Origin of the sequence: Streptomyces sp. NPDC059524, assembly GCF_042749255.1 — a bacterium.
GTDB lineage: Bacteria > Actinomycetota > Actinomycetes > Streptomycetales > Streptomycetaceae > Streptomyces > Streptomyces xanthii.
The window spans coordinates 2,743-26,605 of record NZ_JBHYTK010000077.1; the positions used below are offsets into that span (position 1 = coordinate 2,743).

Genomic DNA, 23,863 nt, shown 5'->3' on the forward strand with positions numbered 1-23,863 from the left:
GCCGACGGCCGAGCCGCCCGGGCCGCCCGGGTTGACCAGGAGGGAGCCGAGGCGCGGGGGGGGGGCGCGGGGGGTGGGTGTGGGGGGGGATTTGGGGGGCCCCGCGGGGGGCCCCGGGCCCACGGCGCGGGGCCGGGTGTCCCTAACACCCCGGGCCCCGTCGGCGAGCACGGAGTGTGATGCCCCGCGGGGCGTCGGTTCAGGAGTACGTGTAGAAGCCCGAGCCCGTCTTGCGGCCGAGCCGGCCCGCGTCGACCATCCGCTGCAGCAGCGGGGGAGCGGCGTACAGCGGCTCCTTGTACTCGGCGTACATCGAGTCGGCGATCGAGACGATCGTGTCGAGGCCGATCAGGTCCGAGAGCTTGAGCGGGCCCATCGGGTGGGCGCAGCCCATCTCCATGCCGTTGTCGATGTCCTCGCGGCTGGCGATACCGGACTCGAACATCCGGATCGAGGAGAGGAGGTACGGCACGAGCAGCGCGTTCACGACGAAGCCCGAGCGGTCCTGGGCGCGGATCGCGTGCTTGCCGAGGATCTTCTCCACCATGGCCTGGGCGCGGCTGATCGTGCCCTCGGACGTGGTCAGCGCCGGAATCAGCTCGACGAGCTTCTGCACCGGGGCCGGGTTGAAGAAGTGGATGCCGATGACCTGGTCCGGGCGGGACGTCGCGACGGCCAGCTTCACCAGCGGGATCGAGGAGGTGTTCGACGCGAGGATCGCGTCGGGGCGGGTCACGACCTGGTCGAGGACCTGGAAGATCTCCGTCTTGACCTGCTCGTTCTCCACGACGGCCTCGATGACGAGGTCGCGGTCGGCGAACTCGCCGAGGTCCGTGGTGAACGTGAGGCGGGCCTGCGTCTCCGCGAGCTCCTCGTCGGTGATCTTGCCGCGCGCGGCCGCCTTCGACAGCGAGTTCAGCAGCCGGGTCCGACCGATCTCCAGAGCCTCGCCGGTGGTCTCGGCCACCATCACGTCCAGACCGGAGCGGGCGCAGACCTCTGCGATCCCCGCGCCCATCTGGCCACAGCCCACCACTCCGACGCGTTGGATGTCAGTCAAGGGGTCCGTCACCTCGTGCCTTTCGCTGATCTTCCGGGGTCGCCGGGGATCGGGGGTCTACCGGTCGGTGCTGCACGTTACCCCGTCGTAGGGGCGGGAGTGGAGCCCGGGTTGACGCCGGATCGCCCCGGCCACACGGTGGCACAACGGAACCGGCGCATCCATGGGACGTATCTCACGTCCCCGGAGGCGCCGGTGCGAGAGGTGCGGGTGGAGTGGGGTGGGGTGTGGGGTCGGACGGGGCCTAGGCCGTGGCGGTGGCGTGCCGGACCTCGCAGTCGGGGCCCGGCGACACGATGGCCTCGTGGCCGTCCTCGAAGCGGACACGGAACGGCGGGCCGCCGTCGCCGCCGAGGACCTCGATGATCTCGGCGACCTTGTCGTGCTGGCCGACGACCCGGCCGTGGACCAGCAGCCGGTCGCCTTCGCTTGCCTGCATCACGGGACCTCCTCGCCATACACGTCGGTACGCCCAGTTTAGGCGTCTCGTCCCTTTCGGGACCCCCGTCGGCCGGACCTCTGTGTCACCGCGATGCACACCAGGACCACGACCGCCGTGACCGGCGCCGCCACCGGAAGGTCCTCGCCGAGCAGCGTCACCGACCACACCAGCGTGAGCAGCGGCTGCGCCAGCTGCAGCTGGCTGGCGCGGGGGACGCCGATCAGCGCCATGCCCCGGTACCAGACGACCATCCCGAGGAAGAGCGAGCCGACCGACACCCACAGCAGGCCCGCCACGCTGTGCGCCGTCAGCCGCACCGGCTCGTGCGGCAGGGCGAGCGCCGCGCCCGCCACGGCGAGCGGCAGCGACAGGACGACGGCCCAGCCGATCACCTGCCAGCCGGGCATAACGGACGCGAGCCGCCCGCCCTCCGCGTAACCGGCCGCGCAGACCAGGAGGGCCGCGAACAGGTACAGGTCGGCGCGGCCGAGCGAGCCCCCGCTCTGCTGGACCGTGAACACGAGGACCGCCGCGGCGCCCGCGCAGGCCGCGACCCAGAACGCGCGGGGCGGCCGGGCGCCCGTCCGCAGCACGGACACCGCGGCCGTCGTGAGCGGCAGCAGGCCGACCACGACGGCGGAGTGCGCGGTCGTCGCCGTTTCCAGGGCCAGCGTCGTCAGCATCGGGAAGCCGAGCACGCAGCCGCCCGCGACCACGGCGAGCCCCGCCCAGTCGCGCCGGCGCGGCACCGGTGTCCGCAGCGCCAGCAGACAGCCGCCGGCGATCACTGCCGCGAGCACCACCCGCAGGCTCACCAGCGACCAGGGCCCGAACCCCTCCAGGCCCCAGGCCGTACCGGGGAAGGTCAGCGAGAACGTCGCGACCCCGGCGGCCGCGAGCAGCAGGCCGCGGCCGGAACCGCCCTGGGCCTCTGCCGAGGTGCCCCGGGGCCTGCCCGCCGACGTGTCCGCCGAGCCGGCCGCCGGGGTGTCGACTGCTACTCCGCTCGGTGCGATAGCGCTATTCTCTGCTCTCATGCACGAGCGTAGCAGTGGGGATGAACTGGCGAAACAGCTGAGGGCGGAGCTGAAGCGCTACTCCGCGGGTGAGAAGCTGCCGTCGAGCCGGGTCCTCGTCGACCGCTTCCGCGTCAGCCCCGTGACCGTCTCCCGGGCCCTCGCCCAGCTCGCCGCCGAGGGCCTCGTCGTGACCCGCCCGGGCGCCGGCGCGTTCAAGGCCGCACCCCGCGCCACCGCACCCGTGGGCGACACCTCCTGGCAGGAGGTCGCGCTGAGCGCCGAGACCGCGGGCGAGCCCGTACCGCGCGCGGTCGACGCGTCCGGCGTCCTAGTCACGCTCGCCGCCTCGCCGCCCGGCGTCATCGAGTTCAACGGCGGCTATCTGCACCAGGCCCTCCAGCCGACCGCCGCCATGGCCGCGGCCCTCGCCCGGGCCGGCCGCCGCCCGGGCGCGTGGAACCGGCCGCCCGTCGACGGACTCCCCGAACTGCGCGACTGGTTCGCCCGCGGCGTCGGCGGAGGCGTCACCGCCGCCGAGGTCCTCGTCACCAACGGCGGCCAGTCCGCGCTCGCCACCGCGCTGCGCGCCCTCGCCCCGCCCGGCGCCCCCGTCCTCGTCGAGTCGCCCACCTACCCCGGCATGCTCGCCATCGCCCGTGCCGCCGGGCTGCGCCCCGTACCCGTCCCCGTCGACCGCGACGGCGTCCGCCCCGAACTGCTCGAACAGGCCTTCAAGGCGACCGGCGCCCGCCTCTTCGTCTGCCAGCCCCTGTTCCAGAACCCCACCGGCGCCGTCCTCGCCCCCGAGCGCCGCCCCGAGGTGCTGCGCATCGCCCGCGCCGCCGGGGCCTTCGTCGTCGAGGACGACTTCGTGCGCCGGCTCGTCCACGCCGACGCCGGACCGCTGCCCAGGCCGCTGGCCTCCGAGGACCCCGACGGCGTCGTCGTCCACGTCTGCTCCCTGACCAAGGCCACCTCGCCGAGCCTGCGCATCGGCTGCCTCGCCGCCCGCGGCCCCGTCCTGGAGCGGCTGCGCGCCATCCAGGTCGTCGACCAGCTCTTCGTGCCGGGCCCGCTGCAGGAGGCCACCCTCGAACTCGTCGGCTCCCCGGCCTGGCCACGCCATCTGCGCACCGTCGCCGCCGAGCTGAAGCACCGGCGGGACCTCCTCGCCGCCGGGATCGCCGAGCGGCTGCCCCGGCTGTCCGTCGACCACATCCCCTCCGGCGGCTACCACCTGTGGGCCCGGCTCCCGGACGGCACCGACGAGCAGCGCCTCGTCGCGAGCGCCCTGCGGGCCGGCGTCGCCGTACCGCCGGGCCGCCCCTACTTCGCGGCCGAGCCGCCGGCCCCGTACCTGCGGCTCAGCTTCGTGGCCGTCGCCGGGGCCGCCGAGATCACCGAGGGCGTACGACGCCTCGCCACGGCCTGGGACGAACCCTGACGGACACGGCCCTTGACCTCTCTTACCGGCGAGTACACGATCGGGCCCATGCAGCTCAGCGTCACGCTCCTCGCCGCCGCGCGCAGCTCCTCCCTGCTCGCCGAGCGCTTCGACGACGACCGCCCGCTCGACGAGGCCGGCTGGTACGAGGTGCAGCGCGTGGGACCGGTGCTGGGAGCGCTCGCCGCGGCCGAGCTGCGCTACTGCTCACCGACCCCGCGCAGCCGGGCCACCGGCGACGCCCTCGGACTCGCCCCGCTCGTCCAGCCCGCCCTGCGCGACTGCGACATGGGGCGCTGGCGCGGCCGCACCCTGGGCGAGGTCACGGCCGTCGAACCGGCCGCCGTCGACCACTGGCTGCGCGACCCCCGCTCGGCCCCGCACGGCGGCGAACCGCTGCTCGCCTTCATCTCCCGGGTCGGCACCTGGCTGGACACCCGGCCCGCCGACGACGGCACCCGGATGGTCGCGATCGCCGAGCCGTCCGTGGTCCGCGCCGCGCTCGTCTACGCCCTGAAGGCGCCCCCGTCGACGTACTGGAACATCGACGTACGGCCGCTGTCGACGGCCACCGTCAGCGGGCAGCCGGGGCGCTGGAGTCTGCGGCTCGGCGGTAGTACGTCTTGATGACCAGGTTCTTCGCCGGGCCCCGGACGTTCCACTCCGACCACCACCGGTCCCGGCCGGTCACCGTGAACGTGCCCCGGTAGAGGTCCGCCGCGCACGGATGGTCCGCGACATGGCTGCCCGTGCGCAGGTCGAGGCCGTGGAAGAAGCGGCCGTCCGCGAAGTGCACCACGGCCGTGCCGGGCTCGTCACCGGGCCGGAAGAAGAGCGTGCGCTCGGCGGGCCGCTCGACCCCGCGCCAGGTGAACGCGCCGGACTCGACGTGCCGCAGCCCGCCCTCGCCGTCCGCCGCCGGAACGAAGTCCGTCGTACCGGCGAACCGCCCCGTGACCTGCGCCGACAGATCCCGCACGGTCCGCTCGACGTCCCACTTCCCGGCCAGAAACGCGAGCGCGTCGGCCACCGGCCAGTTCTCGATCACGACCCTCGCCTCTTCCGCCGAAGCCCTGTCTTCCGGATCCGCCGCAGTCTAGAACCCGGTCCGGCCGTCCCCGGCCTCAGCCCCGCGCCGCCGCCCACCGCTCATCCGCTGCCGTCAGGACGTGCCGCCGGTCAGTCCCTCGACTGTGCCGAGTTGCTTCCAGGAGCCCTTCACCCGCCGGTCGACCCACACGGGGCGGTCCTGGGCGCGGTGGTCCTTGAACGCGTAGTGCCCGAGCAGCCCGTCCACCTCCACGTCGTCGAGGCCCGTGCGCAGTTCGGCCCGCACCATGGCGAGCTGTCCGACGGCGGGCCGCTCCGCGCCCAGCGCCCGGTCGACGGCCGCCGCGACGGCCAGCGTCGTGTCGTACAGCTCCGCCGTTCCCCGGTGCTTCAGCAGCGCGCGCACCTCGGCGGGCGCCGAGCACAGCTTCGGGAAGTCCACGCAGTCGGGCTTCTGCCGCTCGTCGTTGAACGCGCGGAAACGCAGGCTGCCGTCGGGGAGCTGTGCGTCGTGCCGGTCGAACATGGCACGGTCCTGCGGGGTGTCGCAGGCGTTCGCGTACACGTCGCGCACCGCGAGCGGGGTCTCGCGCTCGGCCAGCTTCTCGATCCGGTCCTCGTCGTCGTGCGAGGGCAGATCGCTGACCACGACCATCTGCGAGCGCTTGCGGTCCAGGTCAGTCAGGAACTTCGCGGTGTCCGGGGTGCTCGTACCCCGCCCGTCGACGGTGTCGTCGGCCGTGAGGCCGGACGCCCGCAGGCCGAGACCGAACGACTCCTCGCCCGCGTACGACGCCGTCCAGTTCAGCTCGGATATGTCCATCACCCGCTCCATGCCGAAGGCACCGCGCAGATAACGCCCCGCCTGCCGCCCGGCCGCCGTCTCGGGCGCGGTGACGCCGTACTCGCCGTCCTCCGCCGCCCACCTCGACCGGCACACGTTGACGACGGGCATGCCCGCCTCGAGGTCGTCGAGGTCCGCGATGTCACCGATCAGGGCGAGTGCCGACGGGTGCCGGTCGGTGAAGGTCGCCGCCGTCTCCTGGTCGTCCCGTACGGTGACGACCTCCAGCGGCACCTTGTGCTTCGAGCGCCGGCGCGCCTCGTCGAGGGCCGCCCGCACGGTCCGCTCGCGCGCCTTCGCCGTGGCACCCGCCGCGTCGTCGTTCAGGGCGAGTCCGATCGTGTACGTCCCCGGAGGCGCGGTCGACGTGGCGACCGGGGGAGGGCCGTCGGGCCCGGTCTCGACGACACCGTCCTCCCCGTCCGAGGCGGCGGAGAGGCCGATCGCGGTGGGCACCCCGAGGACGAGCAGCGCGGCGGCCACGCCGAGGAGGGGACCGCGGCGGGAGCGGCGGGGCGCCGGGGGAGCGGGCGTCCAGGCGCTCACCGGCGTCTTCACGGGCTCGGGGGCGGCTGCTGGTGCGGGTACCGGGACCTTCGGAGCCGGAACGGCATCCTCCGGCTCCTTTCTCACCGCAGGCGCGGGCGCGGGCGCAGGGGCAGGCGCGGGCGTCGGCTCGGCCTTTTCCAGCGGCGCCGGTTCAGGCACCGGCTTCGTACCCGGCCGCGCCGCGAGCACCCGCTCCAGCGCCTCCCGCGCGTCGGCGGGCCGCTCCCCGGGCTCCTTCGCCATCAGATCGAGCACCAACCGGTCGACCACGGGCGTCAGTTCGGCCCGCGCCCGGCTGGGCCGCAGCGGCACGTCGTTGAGATGGTTGAACATCACGCCCGCCGCGTCGCCCACGAACGGCGGCCGCCCGACGAGCAGTTCGTACAGCACGCACCCCACGGCGTACAGGTCCGCGCTCGCGTCCCCGGCCCCGTCCCGGAACCGCTCCGGCGCCATGTACTGCACGCTCCCGAACGGCAGCTGCCCCGTGTGCGTCAGCCGGGGATCGGCGGCGCGGTAGGCCACGTAGCGCGCGATCCCGAAGTCCACGATGCGGGCCCGCGAGACCCCGGACTCCTCGGAGACCATGATGTTGGCCGGCTTGATGTCCCGGTGCACGACGCCCGCGCGGTGCGCCACGTCCAGGCCCCGGCACACGTCCGCCGTCCACTCCAGCGCGTCCGCGACCGGCACCCGCACCTCGTCGCGCAGGATCTCCTGCAACGTCCGCCCGGCGACCAGCGCCATCACCAGGTACGGGCGCGTCCCGTCGACCCCGTGATCGTGCACCGCCACGACGTACGGACTGTCCAGCGCGGCCGCGACCAGCGCCTCGCGCCGGAACCTGGCCAGCGCCTCGGCCTCCTCCGCGCTCCCGTCGCCGCCGCCCTTGAGGACCTTGACCGCGACCTCCCGGTCCAACTGCAGGTCCCGGGCCCGCCAGACCTCGCCCATCCCGCCCGCGCCGATGACCTCCACGAGCTCGTACCGCCCGCTGAGCCGATGCCCCCGCACCCCGTCCCCCTTCACCGACCGCTTCTCGGTCCCGGCCACCGAGCCTAGAGGTACCCTGCCGGATCGCCGAGTTCCGGAGGGGCGCATGAGGGGGACGCGAGACAGGACCGTACGCGGGCCGTGGAGGACGGGGAGGACGGTGGCCGCGCTGGCCGCCGCGCTCGGACTGCTCACGGCGTGCGACGGCGGCACGGCCGCGCCCCGGCGGTCGCCGGGCGCCGAACGGGCCTCGGTCACCTGGGAGTTCGCGCACGTCGCGCCCTTCCGGGGCCGGTACGCCGACCTCGCCGTGCTCGCGGAGGACGACATCTGGGCTGTGGGCGTCGAGCACAACAGCACGTCAGGCGGCCAGTTGTGGCACTACGACGGGAAGAAGTGGTCCCGGCAGAAGCTGCCCGAGGCCCTCGGCGCCTCGGAGAACCCGCCCGCGCTCGAAGAGGTCGGCGACGGGGTCGTCTGGCTGCGCCCCAACGCGTACGCGCCCGCCTACGGACTCGTCCAGGAACCGCCCACCGGGCCGAACCACTGGGCCCGCTGGGACGGCACCCGCTGGTCCTCCGTACCCGCCCCGCCGCCCGGCGCCATCGCCGACTTCGAGGCCGCCGGGCCCGACGACATCTGGGTCCTCGACGGCACTCGCGTCGCCCGGCACTGGGACGGCGGCCGCTGGACGTCGACCCGGCTCCCGCTGGACACGACGGACCTCGCGGTCGCCGGGCCAGGCGACGCCTGGGCGGTCGGCTCGCGCGGCAGCGGTCCCGGCACCGAGGCGCACGGGGACGGCACGTACAGCCAGCCCGCGTCGGCGCACTGGGACGGCACCGCCTGGAAGCCGGTCGAGACCCCGCAGGCCCGCTTCGCCGAACCGCTCCCGCCCGAGGCCGGCGCCTCCCTGGACGGCGTCGTCGCGCTCGGCGGCGGCGAGATCCGCGCCCACGGCGTGAACACCTTCAACCACGGAGAGGTCGAGAACGAGCCCGGCGACCAGTACCTCCGGCTGCGCTGGACCGGCACGGCCTGGAGCGCCGTGCCGCCCGCGCCCGGCGGCTGCGCCCTGCGCGTCCCCGTCGGGCGGGACGACGAGGGAGGGCTGCTGCTCGACGGCAACTGGTACCTGACCCGCGGCGGCCGCTGCCTCAAGATCACCCGCGACCGGCTGCCCCTGTCCAGCGGCGCCCGCAGGACCTCCCACCAGTCCCTGTGGCTGCTGGAGGTCCACCGGGCGCCCGGCACCGACACCTGGTACGGAGCGGGCCACGTCCAGGTCAACCAGTCCGGCGACCCCTTCGGTGCCCCGGTCGTGGTCCGCCTGAAACGCCGGGGCCTGCCCGGCTGAGACGCCGACGGGCCGGGCCGGGGCGCGGACGGCCGTCGCCGCGCGGACCCGGGCCCGCGCGCCTACCGTGCGAGAGGAGGGGAAGCGAGGGGCGCCGGGGATCGCCGGTTGATCGATTGCATAAACGTGCAGTGCGGCGTATAGTCATGCCATCCAAGAGGAGGGTTCCATGGCGGTACGCGCAGCGGTGGCGGGAGCGAGTGGATACGCGGGCGGCGAAGTCCTGCGTCTGCTGCTCGCCCACCCCGAGGTAGAGATCGGCGCCCTGACGGCGAACACGAACGCGGGGCAGCGACTGGGTGCCCTCCAGCCCCATCTCCAGCCGCTGGCCGACCGCGTGCTGCAGGCGACCACCCCCGAGGTGCTCGCCGGGCACGACGTCGTCTTCCTGGCGCTCCCGCACGGCCAGTCCGCCGCCGTCGCCGAGCAGCTCGGCCCGGACGTGCTGGTGGTCGACATGGGCGCCGACTTCCGGCTCAAGGACGCCGCGGACTGGGAGAGGTTCTACGGCTCCCCGCACGCCGGCACCTGGCCCTACGGCCTTCCCGAACTGCCGGGCGGCCGCGCCGCGCTGGAGGGGTCCAAGCGCATCGCGGTGCCCGGTTGCTACCCGACCGCCGTCTCCCTCGCGCTCGCCCCGGCGTACGCGGCGGGCCTGGTCGAGCCCGAGGCCGTGGTCGTCGCGGCGTCCGGCACCTCCGGCGCCGGCAAGGCCCTCAAGCCCCACCTCCTCGGCAGCGAGGTCATGGGGAACATGACGCCGTACGGCGTCGGCGGCGGCCACCGGCACACCCCCGAGATGATCCAGAACCTGAGCGCGGCCGCGGGCGAGCGGGTCTCCGTCTCGTTCACGCCGACGCTCGCGCCGATGCCCCGCGGCATCCTCGCCACGTGCAGCGCCAAGGCCAAGGACGGCGTCACCGGCGACACCGTGCGCGCCGCCTACGAGAAGGCGTACGGGGACGAGCCGTTCGTCCGGCTGCTCCCCGAGGGTCAGTGGCCCGCCACGGCCGCCGTGTACGGGTCGAACGCGGTGCAGATCCAGGTCGCGTACGACGAGGCCGCCGGCCGCGTCATCGTCATCAGCGCGATCGACAACCTGACCAAGGGCACCGCAGGCGGTGCCGTCCAGTCCATGAACATCGCCCTGGGTCTCGACGAGACCACCGGGCTCTCGACGATCGGAGTCGCGCCGTGAGTGTGACGGCAGCCAAGGGATTCCAGGCCGCGGGCATCGCCGCCGGAATCAAGGAGAGCGGGAACCCGGACCTGGCCCTCGTGGTCAACCGCGGCCCCCGTCTCGCGGCCGCGGGCGTCTTCACCTCCAACCGCGTCAAGGCCGCCCCGGTCCTGTGGTCCGAGCAGGTCCTCAAGGGCGGACTCGTGTCCGCCGTCGTCCTCAACTCCGGTGGCGCCAACGCGTGCACGGGCCCCAAGGGCTTCCAGGACACGCACGCCACCGCCGAGAAGGCCGCCGAGGTCCTCGGGCTGAACGCGGGAGAGGTCGCCGTGGCCTCCACCGGCCTCATCGGCGTCCTGCTCCCCATGGACAAGCTGCTGCCCGGCGTCGAGACCGCCGCCGCCCAGCTGTCCGAGCACGGCGGCGAGAAGGCCGCCATCGCCATCAAGACCACCGACACCGTGCACAAGACCGCGGTGTACCAGGGCGACGGCTGGACCGTCGGCGGCATGGCCAAGGGCGCGGGCATGCTCGCCCCCGGCCTCGCCACCATGCTCGTCGTCCTCACCACCGACGCCGACCTCGACAGCGAGGTCCTCGGCAGGGCGCTGCGCGACGCCACCCGCGTCACCTTCGACCGCGTCGACTCCGACGGCTGCATGTCGACGAACGACACCGTGCTGCTCCTCGCCTCCGGCGCCGCCGAAGTCACCCCGGAGTACGCCGAGTTCGCCGAGGCCGTCCGCACCGTGTGCGACGACCTGGGCCGGCAGCTCATCGGTGACGCCGAGGGCGCCAGCAAGGACATCAAGATCGAGGTGATCAACGCGGCGAGCGAGGACGACGCCGTCGAGGTCGGCCGCTCCATCGCGCGCAACAACCTCCTCAAGTGCGCCATCCACGGCGAGGACCCCAACTGGGGCCGTGTCCTGTCCGCGATCGGCACCACGTCCGCCGCCTTCGAGCCCGACCGCCTCAACGTCGCGATCAACGGCGTGTGGGTCTGCAAGAACGGCGGCGTGGGCGAGGACCGCGACCAGGTCGACATGCGGTTCCGCGAGGTCGTCGTCACCGCGGACCTCGCCGCCGGCACCGAGACGGCGACGATCTGGACGAACGACCTGACCGCCGACTACGTCCACGAGAACAGCGCGTACTCGTCATGACCGAGACCCCGAAGCCCGCCGAGGGCCGGAAGCAGCAGGCGACCGCCCGCAAGCACACCGCGCTGCCCAAGGCGCAGACCCTCATCGAGGCGCTGCCCTGGCTGACCCGCCACCACGGCAAGACCGTCGTCATCAAGTTCGGCGGCAACGCCATGATCGACGAGGAGCTCAAGGCCGCCTTCGCACAGGACGTCGTCTTCCTGCACCACGCGGGCCTCAAGCCCGTCGTCGTGCACGGCGGCGGCCCGCAGATCAGCAAGGCCCTCGACCGGCACGGCATCGTCAGCGAGTTCAAGGCCGGCCTGCGCGTCACCACCGAGGACGCCATGGACGTCGTACGGATGGTGCTCGCCGGGCAGGTCCAGCGCGAGCTCGTCGGTCTGCTCAACCAGCACGGGCCGCTCGCCGTCGGCCTCACCGGCGAGGACGCGCACACCATCACCGCCACCAAGCACCAGCCCCGCATCGAGGGCGAGCTCGTCGACATCGGCCGCGTCGGCGAGATCACCGAGATCGACACCGGCGCCATCGAGGCCCTGCTCGCCGACGGCCGGATCCCGGTCGTCTCCTCGATCGCCCGCTCCCAGGACGACCACCATGTCTACAACGTCAATGCTGATACGGCGGCTGCGGCACTCGCTGCTGCGCTGGACGCCGAGACGCTGATGGTCCTGACCGACGTCGAGGGCCTCTACGAGGACTGGCCGAACTCGGACGAGGTCATCAGCCGGCTCACCGCGAGCGAGCTGGAGAAGCTGCTCCCCGACCTGGCGAGCGGCATGGTCCCGAAGATGGAGGGCTGCCTCCACGCCGTGCGCAACGGGGTGCACACCGCCCGCGTCATCGACGGCCGCGTCCAGCACTCGATCCTGCTGGAGATCTTCACCGACGAAGGAATCGGCACGATGGTCGTGCCGGACGGGGAAAAGGGGGAGACGGCATGACCGGCACCACGGAGCTGGCCCAGCGCTGGCAGGGCGCCCTGATGAACAACTACGGCACGCCCCGCATCGCCCTGGCCAAGGGCGCGGGCGCCCAGGTGTGGGACGCCGACGGCACCCAGTACCTCGACTTCGTCGGCGGCATCGCGGTGAACGCGCTGGGCCACGCCCACCCCGCGATCGTCGACGCGGTCTCCGCCCAGATCGCCTCCCTCGGCCATGTCTCCAACCTGTACATGGCCGAGCCGCCCGTCGCCCTCGCCGAGCGACTGCTCCAGCTCTTCGGCCGCGACGGCGCCGTGTTCTTCTGCAACTCGGGGGCCGAGGCCAACGAGGGAGCCTTCAAGATCGGCCGGCTCACCGGCCGCCGCCACATGGTCGCCACGACCGGCGGCTTCCACGGCCGCACCATGGGCGCCCTCGCCCTCACCGGCCAGCCTGGCAAGCAGGACGGCTTCACCCCGCTCCCCGGCGACGTCACGCACGTTCCGTACGGAGACGTGGAGGCGCTGCGGGCCGCGGTCACCGAGGACACCGCCTTCGTGATCATCGAGCCGATCCAGGGGGAGAACGGGGCGGTCACCCCGCCCGCCGGCTACCTCAGGGCGGCCCGCGAGATCACCCGCGCCACCGGCACCCTCCTCGTCCTCGACGAGGTGCAGACCGGTGTCGGCCGCACGGGCCACTGGTTCGCCCACCAGGCGGAGGAGGGCGTCGACCCCGACGTCGTCACGCTCGCCAAGGCCCTGGGCGGCGGACTGCCGCTCGGCGCCACCGTCGCGTTCGGCGAGGCGGCGAAGCTGCTGAAGCCCGGACAGCACGGCACCACCTTCGGCGGCAACCCCGTCGCGTGCGCCGCCGGCCTCGCCGTCCTCGACACCGTCGCGGCCGACGGACTGCTCGAGAACACCCGGCGCCTCGGCGAACGGATCGCGGCCGGAATCGAGTCGCTGAAGCACCCACTGGTCAGCCACGTCCGGGGCGCCGGACTGCTGCTGGGTATCGTGCTCACCGGGCCGCGCGCACCGCAGGTGCAGCAGGCGGCCCAGGACGCGGGCCTCCTGGTGAACGCGCCCGCCCCCGACGTCATCCGGCTCATGCCCCCGCTGAACCTGACGGACGCCGAGGCGGACGCGTTCCTCGCGGCGCTGCCCGCCGTACTGGACACGGCCGCGGCCGACGGGGAAGCAGGATCCTGAGGATGGGACGACGACGATGAGCAGCAAGGCGGAGAACGACCTGCGCGCAGCCGAGAACCTCGCGCTGAGCGCGGTATCCGGCCCGCAGGTGCCGCAGACACGCACGGCCCGCCACCGCAGGATCGTGGACATCCTGAACCGGCAACCGGTGCGCTCGCAGAGCCAGTTGGCGAAGCTGCTCGCCGACGACGGACTGAACGTCACGCAGGCCACGCTCTCGCGCGACCTGGACGAGCTGGGCGCCGTCAAGATCCGCAACACCGGTGGTGAGCTGATCTACGCGGTGCCCAGCGAGGGCGGCTTCCGCACCCCGCAGGCGCCGCTCGGCGAGTCGGCGAAGGAGGAGCGCATGCGCCGCCTCGCCGGGGAACTGCTCATCTCCGCCGAGGCCTCGGCCAACCTGGTGGTGCTGCGCACCCCGCCGGGCGCCGCCCAGTTCCTCGCCTCGGCGATCGACCAGGCGGAGCTCCAGGTCATCCTCGGCACCATCGCCGGCGACGACACCCTCATGCTCATCAGCCGCGACCCCGCGGGCGGCCAGGCACTGGCCGACCACATGCTGCGCCTCGCGCAGAACGACCACTGAGCAGGCCCCGCGGGACATAGGTACCGGGCGTCAGGCCGCGCGCCGCGCCCGGTACGACATCCAGGCCGCGACCAGCGCGCCCGACACGTTGTGCCACACGGAGAACACGGCGGCGGGCAGCGCGGCCAGCGGGCTGAAGTGGGCCGTGGCCAGGGACGCGGCGAGGCCCGAGTTCTGCATGCCGACCTCGAAGGCCATCGCACGCGACGAGGGCGCGCCCAGCCGCGCCGCCTTGCCGGCGCCGTACCCGAGCAGCAGGCCCAGGCCGTTGTGCAGCACCACGGCAAGGAGCACCAGCGCGGCCGCCGACTTGATGGCCTCGGCGCTGCCGGCCACCACCACGGCCACGATCACGGCGACCGTCAGCGCCGAGAGCCACGGCAGCGCCTTCAGCAGCCGGTCGACGTACCGGCCGAGCACGAGCCGCACGACCAGGCCCGCGAGCACGGGCAGCAGCACGGTCTTCAGGATGTCCGTCATCATCGACGCGGCGTCGACGGGCAGGTAGGCGCCCGCGAGCAGCAGCGTCAGCGGCGGCGTGATCAGCGGCGCCAGGATCGTGGAGACGGTGGCGACCGACACCGACAGGGCGACGTCGCCCCGCGCGAGATAGGTGACCACGTTCGACGAGGTGCCGCTGGGCGCGCAGCCGACGAGGATGACACCGGCCGCCAACTGCGGGGACAGGCCCAGCGCGTGGGCGATCAGCCAGCCGAGGCCCGGCATGATCACGTAGTGCGCGACGAGCCCGAGGCCGACGGCCCAGGGGCGCTGGGCGACGCCCTTGAAGTCGGCCGGCGTCATCGTGAGACCCATGCAGAACATCACGACGCCGAGGAGGTAGGGCACGTTCGTGCCCCAGCCGGCGAAGGTGCCGGGCGCGGCGAGTCCCCAGGCGCCCGCCACGAGGACGAGGACGGGGAAGACGGTGACCGCGAGCCGGGCCGCGCGGTCGGCGGACGCGCTCGGCGCGGGCGCTTCGGTGGAGGCGGGTGAGGTGGGTTCGGTTCGGCTCTGCACCCGTCGATGCAACGTTGTCAGCCGGGGCGCCCGCAACCGTGTCTCGTTATGTGGTCGCTACACGGGTTTCGGGCCGGCGGTCGTGTGCGGGCCTCAGTACCGGGTGATCGCGGTGGCCCCGGACCGGGTGCCGATCGCGATGTGCGGTGCCTTCTCCGGCCGCACCCAGGTCAGGATGCGGCGCATGGCCTCGCGCGGCACGGACACGCAACCGGCCGTCGCCGCCCGCCCGTTGACGTGCAGGAAGATGCCCGCGCCGCGACCGCGCACCGGCGTGCGGTAGTTGAAGCCGACGACCAGCGCGTGCGCGTACTGGGTGCCGTAGTCGGCGAGGTGCTCGGACTCGGTGGCGCGGCAGTCGGCGGGGCGCGGGTCCGTCCAGCGGTTGTAGGCGCGCGAGTCGTTGTCCTGGCACCACCAGGAGCTGTCCCGCACCGGCCGGTACGGCATCGAGGTGCCGCCCGGCGCCGCCTCGACGCCGAACGCGAAGGGCAGGTCGTACAGGCCGGCCGGTGTCGTGTTCGTGCCCTGCTCGCGCCGTGACCCCTCGACCAGCCCGTTCGCCCCGAAACGGGCCGGGGCCGAACCCGCCTTCGCCCAGCGGCCGTCGGGCCGCCGGTCCCACCAGGTGACCGTGCCGCTGGTCGCCGCCGCGCGAGGTGCCTGCGCGGTGATCAGCTGACGGCCGCCGCCCGTGTCGGCGAGGCGGTCGGGCAGCGGGACGGAGGGCTGGGCGGAGGGCGCGGCCGCCCCGAGCGCCGCGCAGGCGGCGACGGAGACGGCGACACCGGCACGGACTGCTCGGGAGCGGCGCATGGCTCAGAAATTAGCGGGCGGCAGCGGGAGCGGCAGCCCAGGTAGGCCATCCAGGCTCTGCCCGATGTGCTCCTTCTTCTGGAAGTAGGCGTCGAGCGAGGCGTCGTCCTCGCGCGCGAAGCGCTTGCCGTGCAGATCGCGGTCCTCGTCGTACGCCATGAACGGCACCCCGTAGCCGCACGTGTCGCGGACGAGCTCGGCGGTCACGACGATCACGGCGCGCAGGCCGTGCTGCGAGGGGTCGATGCCGGGGAAGCGGGCGAGCAGGCCGGGGAAGCGCGGGTCGTCACGGAAGACGGGCTCGCCGCGGCCGTGGACGCGCACGATGTTCGGCGGGCCCTGGAAGGCGCACCACATCAGCGTGATCCGGCCGTTCTCCCGCAGGTGCGCGATCGTCTCCGCGTTCGAACCGGCGAAGTCCAGATAGGCGACCGTGTGCTCGTCCAGCACGGCGAACGAGCCGCTGAGGCCCTTCGGTGAGAGATTGACCGTGCCGTCACCGGAGAGCGGCGCGGTGGCCGTGAAGAAGACGGGCTGGGACTCGATGAAGGAGCGCAGACGTCCGTCGATGCGTTCGTAGGTCTTTCCCATGCGGGCATTGTGCGGCGCGTCCGGGGCCGGCGGCATCGTCCGCGAGGGCGATTGACGAATCATGCAGAGGACTGCATACTCATGCATGAGCACTTTCACGCATGAACGCCCGGCTTGAGGAGCAGAGCACGTGAGCAGCAACACCGGCGATGTCCGCCTCTGGGGCGGCCGGTTCGCCGACGGCCCCGCCGAGGCCCTGGCCAAACTGTCCGCGTCCGTCCACTTCGACTGGCGCCTCGCGCCGTACGACATCGCGGGCTCCCGTGCCCACGCGCGCGTGCTGCACACGGCGGGCCTGCTCACCGAGGACGAGCTGACCCGTATGATCGCCGGGCTCGACCAGCTCGAGGCCGACGTCGCCGACGGCTCCTTCGTCGGCACCATCGCCGACGAGGACGTCCACACGGCCCTGGAGCGCGGCCTGCTCGAGCGCCTCGGCCCGGACCTCGGCGGCAAGCTGCGCGCGGGCCGCTCGCGCAACGACCAGGTGGCGACGCTCTTCCGGATGTACCTGCGCGACCACGCCCGGATCATCGGCGGTCTGATCGCCGACCTCCAGGAAGCCCTCGTCGGCCTCGCCGAGGCGCACGCGGACGTCGCGATGCCCGGCCGCACGCACCTCCAGCACGCCCAGCCGGTGCTCTTCGCCCACCACGTCCTGGCGCACGTCCAGTCCCTGTCCCGGGACGCCGAGCGGCTGCGCCAGTGGGACACCCGCACCGCCGTGTCCCCGTACGGCTCCGGCGCGCTCGCCGGCTCCTCGCTCGGCCTGGACCCGGAGGCGGTCGCCCGCGACCTCGGCTTCGAGCACGGCTCGGCGGCCAACTCGATCGACGGCACGGCCTCCCGCGACTTCGTCGCCGAGTTCGCCTTCATCACGGCGATGATCGGGGTGAACCTCTCCCGCATCGCGGAGGAGATCATCATCTGGAACACGAAGGAGTTCTCCTTCGTCACCCTCCACGACGCCTTCTCCACCGGCTCGTCGATCATGCCGCAGAAGAAGAACCCGGACATCGCCGAGCTGGCACGCGGCAAGTCCGGTCGCCTCATCGGCAACCTGACGGGCCTGCTCGCCACCCTCAAGGCGCTGCCCCTCGCGTACAACCGCGACCTCCAGGAGGACAAGGAGCCGGTCTTCGACTCCTGCGACCAACTGGAGATCCTGCTCCCGGCGTTCACCGGAATGATGGCCACCCTCACGGTCAACCGGGAGCGCATGGAGGAACTGGCCCCCGCCGGCTTCTCGCTCGCCACCGACATCGCCGAGTGGCTCGTGAAGCAGGGCGTGCCGTTCCGCGTCGCCCACGAGGTCGCCGGCGAATGCGTCAAGGTCGCCGAGGCCGAGGGCAAGGAGCTCGACGAGCTGACCGACGAGCAGTTCGTGAAGATCTCCGAGCACCTCACCCCCGAGGTCCGCACGGTGCTCAACGTGCCGGGCGCACTCGCCTCCCGCTCCGGCCGCGGCGGCACCGCGCCCAGCGCGGTCGCGGTCCAGCTCACCGAGGTCAAGCAGGACCTGACGGTCCAGCGGACCTGGGCGGACGCCAAGAAGTAGCCCCGCCGGCAGCCGTTCACGCGGCCCGTCCCCTCGTACGGGGGACGGGCCGCGTCGCGTTGTCAGTGCGCCCCTCTAGAGTTCCCGGCAGTTGATCGGTACGGCTGTCGGGGAGGCAGTGATGGGGTGGATGCCCGCGGGCGACTACGAGGTGGCCCTGGACGAGAACGGCAAGGTCATCTGCCGGAACGGGAAGGGGCGTCTGCTCAAGTCGGTGCCCCCCAAGATCGCTGACGAGCAGGCCGTGATCGGCCTGCGCCAGCTCACCGAGTGGCTCGAGCGCCACGAGCGCGACTGCCGCGACCAGGTGGAGAACTGGATGACGCGCTCCCTGCCCGTCCCCACCGCCGTCCTCGCCCGCCTCTGGCCCGACCCGTCCTGGCGCACCGCCCTGCGCGACCTCGTCGTCACCGGGACCGACGGCACCGTCGCCGGCTTCCTGCGCGACGCCGACCCCGAGCGCGGCATCGGCCTCGTCGACCTCGACGGAGACACCGTCCGCATCAGCCCCGAGCAGATCCGCATCCCGCACCCCGTCCTCCTCGACGACCTCGACGAGCTGCGCGAGTTCGCCGTCGAGCTCGGCGTCGAGCAGGGCGTCCAGCAGCTCTTCCGCGAGACGTACGTGCGCGGCGCCGACCGCGACACGGGCGCCCGCGGCGTCGACGACTACGAGGGCGGCGTCTTCAAGGAGCTGCGCTTCCTCGTCGGCCGCGCCACCTCCCTCGGCTACCGCGTCCGCGGCGGCCAGGCCGTCCTGCCCGTCCTCGAAGCCGGCCGCGGCATCGAGGCCCGCGTCTGGGTCGGCGACTACGAGGGCTACGAGCAGACCGAGACGGGCCCGCTGACCTGGACCACCCCCCAGGGCGGCGCCCTCACCCTCGGCGAGGTCGGCCCCGTCGCCTGGTCCGAGGGCATGCGCATGGCCGCCGCGCTCTACGCCGGCCGCGACGTCGAGGACGGGGAACAGGCGGCGTGAGCACCACCGACATCAGCGACCAGCACACACGGAACAGCGCGACGGGGGACCGGCGGATGAACGACGACCAGCAGACACACGACACCGGAGTACTCCTGGAGGCGGGCGCCGTCCTGCTTCCCGGCACCCACCGGGGCGAGGACGCCGACGAGCTGACCGTCCGCGCCTACGAACACCCCGTCCTCGAAGGCCGCACCGTCGTCCGCCTCGTCCCCGGCACCCTCGGCGACGCCGAGGACCTCGCCCTCGACTTCCTCGGCCTGACCCGCACCGCCCTGCACGACGGCCTCGGCCAGGTGCGCCGCGAGACCCTCGGCTTCCCCGCCTGGGCCCTCGTCCACGACCCGGCCAACGGGCACCACGCACTCGCCCTCGTCAAGGACGTCGAGCGCTTCTCCCGCATGGCCAAGTCCCGCGCGGGCGCCGCCAAGGAGGGCTTCGAGGCGCTCGGCGAGCGCCTCGGCCACTCCGTGCCCCACTTCCTGCCCACGTTCTACGAAGAGGCCGGCCGCGCCTTCCTGCGCCACGAGAACACCACGTACGCGGCGCAGTTCTTCGGCAAGGCCCGCGAGGCCGAGCGTGTGCACAGCCTGACCGTCGACGAGGCCCGTCAGCGCGCCGTGTTCCTCGAGTTCGCCTTCGCGGGCGCGCTCACCGTCAAGGCCCTCAAGGAGCACGTCGCCGACCTCACCGCCCGGCTCAGTGCCGAGGACGCCTGGCTCCAGTACCGGCAGCTCGTCGTCGAGCGCTGCGGTGCCGGCATGCCGCCCTACGCCGCCCTGCCGCAGGACGCGCGCAAGCTCATCAAGGCCGCGGGCCTCGACCGCGTCACCGAGGAGACCGCCCTCCTCGCCGACCTGCTCGCCTCCCCGGCCGTCGTCCGCGCCCCCGCCTCCTTCTGGACGGCGTACCAGGCCACCCTCGTCGTCCTCGCCAAGGAGCGGCCCGAAGTACGGTCCCGACTCCTGGAGTTCGTGCCCACCGGCCTGGGCCGGGGCGCCGCCGCCGAGCAGCAGTGGCTCGGCCTGCTCACCGAGTCCGGCGCCGAGGAGCTGCTCACCGGCCCCGCGGCCGGCGCGGAGGTCTCCGCGAGCGACTGGCTGACCCGCTGGGCCGCCCACCTCCAGGGCGGGTACCGAGGCCGCCGCCGCACCCCGCTGACCTACGCGCTCGTCGAGCGGATGGCCCCGCGCCTGATCGCCGACGGCAGCCCCGTGGACCTCGACAAGGCGAGCACCCAGTGGGCCAGCCGCATCGACCTCGACCTGCTCGACCTGTGCCTCGCCCGCGGCGTCCCCGTCACCGACCCGCGCCGGCACACGAACCCGCACTCCTCGGACCGCAACCGCGTGCTGGGCCTGGGCGAGTGGCTCGACGGCGGTTCCGAGGGCCGCCGCGACCTGGCCGCCCTCGCCGCCGACGAACACTACGGCCCGCTGCTCCGCGCCGACCTCGGCCACAGCCGGTGGAACGACAAGCTCCACCTGCGCACCGTCGTCGGACACCCCGTGCTGCGCGGCGTCCTGAGCACGTGGCTCGACGAGCGGACCGACGCCTACGTCGCCGCAGCCGGACTGCCCGGCGCCGAGATGGTCCTGAACCAGCTGAACCGCTTCCGTGCCGTCGCCGCCGAGGTCAACCCGGAGGCCGTGGACCGCGTCCGCCGCCACGACCTCTCCCGCAACCTGGCCCGCACCCTGCGCGCCGGACTCTTCGACGAGCTCGGCTGGCCCGCGCTCGAAGAGGCGATGCACCGGCTCGGCCCCGCCCCGAAGGAGAACGGCCGAGGCGGCATCCGGGTCACCGAGGCCTGGCCCGCCCTGATCGTCTCCCACCGCGACAAGGCCGTCGTCGCGGGCCCCGACGGAGTCCTGGCCGAGCACGACCTGCGCGTCCCGAAGGAGGCGGACCGCTGGACCGACCCCGCCTTCCGCTACGTGGACGGCGACCTCCTCGTCATGTGGCGCGAGGACGGCCGCTCCCGCGCCTACTGGACCTCCCGCCCCGGCGACGTCTTCGCCCTCTCCGCCCCGCACACCGTCTTCTTCCACCACCGGGACCGCGGCGCCGGCCTGCCGCTCCCCGCCGGCGGCCGCACCACCGGACGCCGCCCGCTGCACGCCGGAGACACCCAGCTCACCGAGGAAGAGCGCGTCATCGGCGACGGCACCGGCCACTGGCGACTGCGCACCACCAGCGCGGGGTCGTCCTGGATCGAGTACGACGCGGCGACCGGCGCGGTCGGCCGCGCCTCGCTGCCCGCCTTCTTCGCAGCCGCGGTGCGCGACGGCAGCAGCCTGCGCCCCGCCGACTGCGAACTCCTGCCGATGCAGCCCGGCCTGGAGGAGACCCCGCTCGGTACGGACGGCACCGTCCTCGGCCGCTGGGTCCGCTCCGACGGCGACACCCTCACCGCCGGCACCCCCGACGGGACCACCGTCACCCTGCCCGACGGCCTGGGCGCCATCCCGGTCGGCGCCCTGCGCCTGCCCGGCAGCGCGCCCGTGCTCGCCCACCAGGGCGGCCTCGTGGCCCTCTACGAGGAGGGCGCGACCAAGGCCGCCGGCCCGCTCGTCGCCGCGCATCCCGGGAGCCCCGGTGGTCGGTTCGCCGCCGGCACCGTGCTCGTGCCGCCGCTCCCGTTCTGGCACCTGCTGCGCGTCCGCGACGAGGCCGGGTCCAAGGCGCTGCGCGACTGCACCGACGAGCTCGCCGCCTCCCTGGTCGACACCCTCGCCTCCATCATGGACGAGCACATCGCCGCCACCGGCGGCGAGCGCAGCGAGGAGCAGCGCGCCCAGGACCGGCAGGACCTGGCCGATGCCACATCCGCCGCCGTCGCCCGCGCCCTGCCCGGCATCACCGACTTCGCCCTGCTCGCCGGCGTCACCTCGGTCGCCCTCGTCCCGGTCGGCCTGCGCGCCACCGCGCGGCGCTACACCGACCCCGAGCCGGCCGGGCCGAGCGCCCCGGCCGCGCCTCGCCCGCCGCAGGCCATGTACGCGGACTTCTCACCGGAGCACGGCGGCGACACCACCCTGCTGAGCGCCGTGCGCGCCGCGCTCGGTCACACCGTGACCGGCTACTGGTCCGGCGACGAGCCGACCGTGCTGCGCCACGTCAAGGCCGTCAACGACGTGCTGGGCGGCACCCCGGCCCACGGCCCCGCGCCGCACCCCGACACCCGCCCGCTCGCCGAGGGCTGGACCCGCGACCCGGGCACCGTCCCCTCCACCAGCAGCGGCTGGCCGCAACTCCTGGACCGGCTGCCGGTGCTCGCCACCCGGGCCGCCGCCCCGTCCCTGTTCGAGGGCGAACGGGCCGCGCTGCTCCACCTGTTCGAGGCCGTCGCCGCCGGACCGCTCGGCGCCGGCGGCGGCACGCTGCGCGTCGTCCGGCTCCGCGAGCCCCTGCCGGGCAAGAACGGATCGCCCGTGCGCCGCGGCGAGGTGCACCGCCAGGGCGAGCGCACCCTCGTCTTCCTGGAAGCTGAGTCCCTGTACGGGGAGGACCGCGGGCAGTTCCTGGCCTGGCGGGCGCTGGAGCACGACCCGTCCGGTGCCTTCGGAGCCGTCGGCCACTTCACCGTGCACGCGGCCACCCCCGTCGGCGCGGGCGTGACCTCCGAGCGCCTCACCGAACTCGCCACGCTGCTGCGGACGCACGGGCCCGCGCAGTGGGACGCGCAGGCCGTCGACCGGCTCGCCGCCGCCCCCGGCTGCGGCCCCGCCCAGGCCGCGCTGCTGCTCACGGGCCGGCCCACCGGCACCCTCACCACCACGGACATGGCCGAGTGCCGTGAGCTGACCGGCCTCACCCGCGGCCAGATCGAGGACGGCGAGGAGCGGCTGCGCGCCCTGCCCTTCGACGAGCGCTGCGAGATCGCCGCCGCCCTGCTGCCCGAGGACCTCACCGCCCTGTGGCGCACCGGCCTCGACACGGACGCCGCGCACACCGCGTGGACGGAGCGCTTCGGCACCCTCGTCCGGCTGCCCGAGGGCGGCGACGCGGACGTCCTCGACCTCCCCGCCACCGAGGCCGTCCTCAACCCGGCCCGGCAGGCCTGGCTGACCCGCACCACCACCCAGCGCCTCGACGAGAACGGGCGGCTGCGCGCCGAGGACGCGTCCGCGGTGCCGAACCGCCGCACCCTCACGGGCGCCGTCGAGGGCCTCGCCACCCTCGCCTACGGCCTCCCGTACGGGCATCCGCTGCGCGCCCGGCTCCCCGAAGGACTCGACGCCCTGCGCGAGCGCCTCGCCGACCCCGGACTGCTCCTGGACGCCGACCTGTCCTGGGCCGCCGAGGGCCGCCTCACCACCGCCGCCCGGCTCCGCAAGGCGTACGGGATGCCGGAGGCGGGCGGCGCGGAAGCGGACGGAATGACCCGCGCCGGCACCGCGTTCGTCCTCCACCCCTGGTACGCGGAGAACGAGGGCACCCTGCTGCGTCCCGCCGGGCTCACCGGGACCGACGACCCGGCGGTCGGCCTGGCCGAGGGCATCGCCCGGTCCTCCGCCGGCCTCTTCGTCCGCCGGATCGCGGCCGTGCGCGGTGACGAACTCGCCCGCACGCTCGCGGCCGACGGCGGCTTCGAGGGCTACGCGCAGGACCCGGCCCGCAGTGTGCCCGAGCTCGTCACCGAGGTCGCCGAGACCCACGGCATCGGTGCCGACGCCGCGGCCCTCTACCTCCAGCTGCTCGCCCTGCCCGACCCCACGGACCGCAACGTGGCGCGCTGGACCGGCTGGAAGCCCGCCCGGCTGAAGAAGGCCCGCGCCGAACTCGCCGCGACCGACCTCGTCGTCGAGGCCAAGCGCGCCCGGGCCGGCCGCGCCCTGTTCCTGCCCGGCGGCTGGCTCGCGCTGAAGGCCCCGGCCCTGCCGGTGGAGGCGTGGAAGAGCGGCCTGTACCCGGTGCCGGGCGACAGCAGGGCGGTCCCGATGCTGCCCGTGCCGGAGCTGTTCGCCGTCGCCTGGCAGCGGGTCCGCTCCGGCGACGTCCCGGCGTACGAGGAGCTGACCACCCGTGCCACGAGCAAGGGCCGCAGGCGTGGCTGACCGCACGAG

Annotated in this window: 19 protein-coding genes; 11 read left to right on the forward strand and 8 right to left on the reverse strand. The window is 73.9% G+C overall.

Annotated features, from left to right (window positions below; translation table 11 throughout):
- Window positions 1–199 precede the first annotated feature (199 nt).
- From ACFW9D_RS21685 to ACFW9D_RS21695, 3 genes are all read right to left on the reverse strand, one after another.
- Window positions 200–1,060 carry a 3-hydroxybutyryl-CoA dehydrogenase gene (locus tag ACFW9D_RS21685; RefSeq protein ID WP_188339937.1) on the reverse strand — a complete coding sequence of 287 codons (861 nt, stop codon included), beginning with the start codon at window positions 1,058–1,060 and terminating at the stop codon, window positions 200–202.
- Between the two features lie 244 nt (window positions 1,061–1,304).
- Entirely contained in the window at window positions 1,305–1,499 is a 195-nt protein-coding gene (locus tag ACFW9D_RS21690) for a DUF1918 domain-containing protein (protein WP_188339938.1), read from the reverse strand.
- Between the two features lie 38 nt (window positions 1,500–1,537).
- Window positions 1,538–2,404, reverse strand: a complete 867-nt coding sequence (locus tag ACFW9D_RS21695; protein WP_384623973.1) for a DMT family transporter — start codon at window positions 2,402–2,404, stop codon at window positions 1,538–1,540.
- Here ACFW9D_RS21695 and ACFW9D_RS21700 point away from each other — a divergent pair.
- Together ACFW9D_RS21700 and ACFW9D_RS21705 are read left to right on the forward strand one after the other, a co-directional pair.
- Entirely contained in the window at window positions 2,286–3,965 is a 1,680-nt protein-coding gene (locus ACFW9D_RS21700; protein WP_384623975.1) for a PLP-dependent aminotransferase family protein, read from the forward strand. The two genes, ACFW9D_RS21695 and ACFW9D_RS21700, sit on opposite strands and share 119 nt — an antisense overlap.
- Before the next feature lie 48 nt (window positions 3,966–4,013).
- On the forward strand, window positions 4,014–4,592 hold the full coding sequence (locus ACFW9D_RS21705; RefSeq protein WP_188339941.1) for a histidine phosphatase family protein: 579 nt from the start codon (window positions 4,014–4,016) through the stop codon (window positions 4,590–4,592).
- Here the strand turns inward: ACFW9D_RS21705 and ACFW9D_RS21710 are convergent.
- Together ACFW9D_RS21710 and ACFW9D_RS21715 are read right to left on the reverse strand one after the other, a co-directional pair.
- Window positions 4,540–5,013, reverse strand: coding sequence for a DUF6314 family protein (locus tag ACFW9D_RS21710; RefSeq protein ID WP_188339942.1), 474 nt, complete (start codon window positions 5,011–5,013; stop codon window positions 4,540–4,542). The two genes, ACFW9D_RS21705 and ACFW9D_RS21710, sit on opposite strands and share 53 nt — an antisense overlap.
- A 114-nt stretch (window positions 5,014–5,127) precedes the next feature.
- Window positions 5,128–7,461, reverse strand: a complete 2,334-nt coding sequence (locus ACFW9D_RS21715) for a protein kinase (protein ID WP_384623952.1) — start codon at window positions 7,459–7,461, stop codon at window positions 5,128–5,130.
- A gap of 100 nt (window positions 7,462–7,561) precedes the next feature.
- On the opposite strand from ACFW9D_RS21715, the gene ACFW9D_RS21720 reads away from it, so the two are divergent.
- The 6 genes from ACFW9D_RS21720 to ACFW9D_RS21745 all read left to right on the forward strand — a co-directional run bounded on the left by ACFW9D_RS21720 (window position 7,562) and on the right by ACFW9D_RS21745 (window position 13,830).
- Entirely contained in the window at window positions 7,562–8,758 is a 1,197-nt protein-coding gene (locus ACFW9D_RS21720; protein ID WP_384623954.1) for a hypothetical protein, read from the forward strand.
- A gap of 169 nt (window positions 8,759–8,927) precedes the next feature.
- On the forward strand, window positions 8,928–9,956 hold the full coding sequence (gene argC, locus ACFW9D_RS21725; protein WP_384623956.1) for an N-acetyl-gamma-glutamyl-phosphate reductase: 1,029 nt from the start codon (window positions 8,928–8,930) through the stop codon (window positions 9,954–9,956).
- Window positions 9,953–11,104: a bifunctional glutamate N-acetyltransferase/amino-acid acetyltransferase ArgJ gene (gene argJ / locus ACFW9D_RS21730; RefSeq protein ID WP_188339946.1), complete on the forward strand. Its 1,152-nt coding sequence runs from the start codon at window positions 9,953–9,955 to the stop codon at window positions 11,102–11,104. The genes argC and argJ overlap by 4 nt, the downstream gene beginning before the upstream one ends.
- On the forward strand, window positions 11,101–12,048 hold the full coding sequence (gene argB / locus ACFW9D_RS21735) for an acetylglutamate kinase (RefSeq protein ID WP_188339947.1): 948 nt from the start codon (window positions 11,101–11,103) through the stop codon (window positions 12,046–12,048). Before argJ ends, argB begins: the two co-directional genes overlap by 4 nt.
- Window positions 12,045–13,244 (forward strand): acetylornithine transaminase, encoded by a 1,200-nt coding sequence (locus ACFW9D_RS21740; protein WP_188339948.1) that lies wholly within the window; start codon window positions 12,045–12,047, stop codon window positions 13,242–13,244. Before argB ends, ACFW9D_RS21740 begins: the two co-directional genes overlap by 4 nt.
- 16 nt (window positions 13,245–13,260) lie before the next feature.
- Window positions 13,261–13,830 carry an arginine repressor gene (locus ACFW9D_RS21745; protein WP_223206201.1) on the forward strand — a complete coding sequence of 190 codons (570 nt, stop codon included), beginning with the start codon at window positions 13,261–13,263 and terminating at the stop codon, window positions 13,828–13,830.
- 30 nt (window positions 13,831–13,860) lie between these two features.
- Here ACFW9D_RS21745 and ACFW9D_RS21750 read toward each other — a convergent pair whose 3' ends face one another.
- From ACFW9D_RS21750 to ACFW9D_RS21760, 3 genes are all read right to left on the reverse strand, one after another.
- The gene (locus tag ACFW9D_RS21750; protein WP_188339949.1) at window positions 13,861–14,850 is read right to left on the reverse strand and encodes a bile acid:sodium symporter family protein; all 990 of its coding nucleotides are present in this window, start codon (window positions 14,848–14,850) and stop codon (window positions 13,861–13,863) included.
- A gap of 93 nt (window positions 14,851–14,943) precedes the next feature.
- On the reverse strand, window positions 14,944–15,666 hold the full coding sequence (locus ACFW9D_RS21755) for a L,D-transpeptidase (protein WP_384623959.1): 723 nt from the start codon (window positions 15,664–15,666) through the stop codon (window positions 14,944–14,946).
- Between the two features lie 3 nt (window positions 15,667–15,669).
- Complete coding sequence (locus ACFW9D_RS21760; protein ID WP_384623961.1) at window positions 15,670–16,257, reverse strand: pyridoxamine 5'-phosphate oxidase family protein; 588 nt, start codon at window positions 16,255–16,257, stop codon at window positions 15,670–15,672.
- A 130-nt stretch (window positions 16,258–16,387) separates the two neighbouring features.
- Between ACFW9D_RS21760 and argH the strand changes: the two genes are divergently transcribed.
- The 3 genes from argH to ACFW9D_RS21775 all read left to right on the forward strand — a co-directional run bounded on the left by argH (window position 16,388) and on the right by ACFW9D_RS21775 (window position 23,854).
- On the forward strand, window positions 16,388–17,815 hold the full coding sequence (gene argH, locus ACFW9D_RS21765; protein WP_384623962.1) for an argininosuccinate lyase: 1,428 nt from the start codon (window positions 16,388–16,390) through the stop codon (window positions 17,813–17,815).
- A gap of 121 nt (window positions 17,816–17,936) precedes the next feature.
- A complete protein-coding gene (locus ACFW9D_RS21770) occupies window positions 17,937–18,794 on the forward strand; it encodes a DUF4132 domain-containing protein (protein ID WP_384623963.1) in 858 nt (285 codons plus the stop codon).
- A gap of 56 nt (window positions 18,795–18,850) precedes the next feature.
- The gene (locus ACFW9D_RS21775) at window positions 18,851–23,854 is read left to right on the forward strand and encodes a hypothetical protein (protein WP_384623977.1); all 5,004 of its coding nucleotides are present in this window, start codon (window positions 18,851–18,853) and stop codon (window positions 23,852–23,854) included.
- Window positions 23,855–23,863 lie beyond the last annotated feature (9 nt).